This window comes from Lutibacter sp. (genome assembly GCF_040883305.1).
Taxonomy (GTDB): domain Bacteria; phylum Bacteroidota; class Bacteroidia; order Flavobacteriales; family Flavobacteriaceae; genus Lutibacter.
In genome coordinates this window covers 1-2,905 of sequence record NZ_JBFLKT010000074.1, presented here as the reverse complement: position 1 = coordinate 2,905, position 2,905 = coordinate 1, and the positions used below count along the sequence as shown (strand labels likewise).

Annotated in this window: 3 protein-coding genes; all 3 read right to left on the bottom strand. The window is 27.2% G+C overall.

All coding sequences use genetic code 11. The annotated features are described in order from the left end of the window. Positions 1-451: 451 nt before the first annotated feature. The 3 genes from AB1Z17_RS02285 to AB1Z17_RS02275 are packed head-to-tail and all read right to left on the bottom strand — an operon-like array spanning position 452 to position 2,857. Positions 452-910 carry a hypothetical protein gene (locus AB1Z17_RS02285; protein WP_368050172.1) on the bottom strand — a complete coding sequence of 153 codons (459 nt, stop codon included), beginning with the start codon at positions 908-910 and terminating at the stop codon, positions 452-454. 53 nt (positions 911-963) lie between these two features. After that, positions 964-1,734, bottom strand: coding sequence for a helix-turn-helix domain-containing protein (locus tag AB1Z17_RS02280; protein ID WP_368050171.1), 771 nt, complete (start codon positions 1,732-1,734; stop codon positions 964-966). Further along, a complete protein-coding gene (locus AB1Z17_RS02275; protein WP_368050170.1) occupies positions 1,718-2,857 on the bottom strand; it encodes a tyrosine-type recombinase/integrase in 1,140 nt (379 codons plus the stop codon). The genes AB1Z17_RS02280 and AB1Z17_RS02275 overlap by 17 nt, the downstream gene beginning before the upstream one ends. Between the last annotated feature and the right edge of the window lie 48 nt (positions 2,858-2,905).

Below are 2,905 nucleotides of genomic sequence, written 5' to 3'. Positions count from 1 at the left end.
TCCTTTTTTCCGTCTGGACCTCTATCGACTGTACTTTCAATATAATAACCAAGATGTTCAAGGAAATCACGACAGAATAATTCCCATTCTTCTCCATTTTGGTCTATTTCTTTGAAGTCAATCATAGGCTTTTCTTAAATTACTGGCAACTAGTTATATGTTTATATTATATGGTGTTATCCCCTTAAATTTTACGGGATAAAAAACACTAATGATGTTTATTTAATGACGCAATTTTTAATCTTCTTAAAAAAAACAGCAAAAACCAATAGAATATTAGTTTAATAATTAATTAATATATGTTTTGATTTTTAGCAATTATTTTTGGATCAACCCAAATTTAAACAAATTACTTCAGTCCTGAAATAGGGTAAGCTAATTTGGTTTTATTCTAGATAACCATTTGTTTATAGCAAAATAGTGAAGAACTCCAACGTAGTTCTTTTTTAATTTATAAAATATTAGCTGCGGGATTGATATAATTTGGATCTCTTAAATAAATAAGAGAGTTTGTTGTCATATCAAAATAGGGAAGGAAACCATCATATCTTCTTTCCATATTTTGAATTAAAAAATATCTTTTATATTTGAAGTTTTTAAGTTCTTGAATATCTTTTTTTGTTGCAAGTTTATTTTCTTCTGGTTGAAATGCTTTTACTATTCCTTTTAGTCCATCTGCTAGTAATGCACCAGTTGCGGCATTTCCAACACCAGCAAGACTCATTTCTTCTACTTTAATTTTTGATGGTTTTGATATTGTTTCAGTTGCAACTGATTTATCACTTGGCACTATATTTTTATGATAGTTGTATTTTTTTCTGCATTTTGATGAACAAAATTTCTGAATACCTCTTTTAGTTGGTTCATATTCCTTTTCACACAAATGACATATATAATTTCCTGTTTCCATAGTTTTTATTTTAACGTCTAATTAGACGCTAATTAGACGTGTAAATTCAATTTTTAGCTATTTTTTAATAAATATTCGTTTGCTTTTCTTTCTAAATCATCTTTAGTAGTTCCTTTTCCTTTTTCCATCCACTCAATAATTTCTGATTTTTTGAATTGCAGTTTTGCTCCATTTTTATAGAAAGGTATCTTTCTTTTATGTTTTAAATCGTAAATAGTTGCAGCAGCATAATTTGTCAATTCAGCTACTTCTTTAACATTTAGAAATAAATCTTCAGCACTATTATTGCTATTAACATTTAATTTTTTACCTTTTGAAGGAGGATATATTTTCTTATGTAATTTTTTAAAAAGAGGTAAACTTTCCAAATTTGTGTGGTAATCTTCCAGTTCAAATTTTGTAAAGCTATTTAGTTGAAACATTAAATTATAAAGAGCATAATTATTATTGAAAATTCTAGACGCTTCTTTTATGGCATCCAGTTCAGCTATTTTAGATATTATTTCAATTAAATTATATGTAGAATTATTTTCAAACCCAGCAATAAAAGGTTTAATATTATATTCTATTATATTGTTAATTTGATCGTCTTCATATATTGAATGTCTGTTGTTAAATAAAACCATTACTTCAAGATATGGATCATCCATAAAGTAATTAAGTTTTGAAGTTAATAACTCATTAGAAATAGTTAATAAGGAATTACTAGTATAATTGAAAGTTTGGTTTAGTTGTTTTGCTATAACCATCTGGTCTTTAAAAAACACTTCTCTTTCTTGGAAGATTTTATCGTATGTTTTGGTATAATTAATCTGATAATCCATTTAGATCTAAATTTATTCTATTTGCGGCTTCAATTTTAGTTTTGTCTATAACTTTTGCATAAATCTGAGTTGTAGCTACATTTTTATGGCCTAATAATTTGGAAACAGTATAAATGTCCGTACTATTGGCTAATTGCAACGTTGCATAGCTATGTCTAAAATTGTGAAAACTTATTTTTTTTTGTATTCCGGCATCTTGCACCCATTTTTTAACGGTTTTTGCTACTTCATAATATTTTAATGAAGTAAATATTTTTCCACTGGTTGTCAATTCTTTTTTTAAAATATTTATGGCACTATCGGAAATTGGTTGATTTTGAATATTTCCTGTCTTTTGTTCTTTTAGTTGAATATAGTGCCCCTGATGTTTGTCTACAAAAATCATTTCCCAAGTCAAATTATAAATTTCTATAAATCTCAACCCTGTCAATGCTGAAAATAATGCAGCTCTTTTTATTTGTGGCTTTTTTATATCAGTATTCCATAATTTTTCCAACTCTTCCTCAGATAAATACTCTCTAAATGTTTGTTCTTGTTTTATGTAATCAGCATGTTGAGCAAGGTCAATTGAAATAATTTGTTCTTTATAAGCTCTCTTTAAAATATTTATGAAATGTTTGTAATAGGATGCAGCGGTATTTTGAGCTAATTTTCTTTTTGAAGATTTTATAGTATTTGTAGTTAGTAAAAATTCACGATATTTTTTAACCATTTCTATGGAAAGGTTTCTAGAGCTCATAGTTTTTCCAACAAATTTTTTAAAATATTGAAAGGAGGCGTTCCAGTTTAAATAATTATTTGTGCCTTTGTTAAAATACTCCAACACAATTTTTTCGTAGTACTCAACAAAATTAATATTGATGTCCACATTTTCTTTAAACCCAAATTCTCTATTTCTAATTTGAACCAGTCTTTTTGCTCTAATTAATTGTGCAAACTCTATGGTAGTTTTGTTATGTTCTTTTTCTATTAGGGATGTTGGTTTGTCAAAAACGGATAATTTTAAAAATTCTCTTCTGGTTTCTTTTCCAGTTTTAGGACTAATAATAGGAGGGAAGTAGTCTAGATAAAGACTAGATTTACTATTTGCAATTTTCTTTTGGCGCAAGGTTACATTAGCCATTATTTTTTAGGGGTTTTTACAGGTTTACCAAATATTTTCTCTACATCT

What these genes read in the sequence shown, in the direction of transcription:
- AB1Z17_RS02285 (WP_368050172.1), bottom strand. Translation starts at nt 910, where the DNA reads ATGGAAACAGGAAATTATATATGTCATTTGTGTGAAAAGGAATATGAA.
- AB1Z17_RS02280 (WP_368050171.1), bottom strand. Translation starts at nt 1,734, where the DNA reads ATGGATTATCAGATTAATTATACCAAAACATACGATAAAATCTTCCAA.
- AB1Z17_RS02275 (WP_368050170.1), bottom strand. Translation starts at nt 2,857, where the DNA reads ATGGCTAATGTAACCTTGCGCCAAAAGAAAATTGCAAATAGTAAATCT.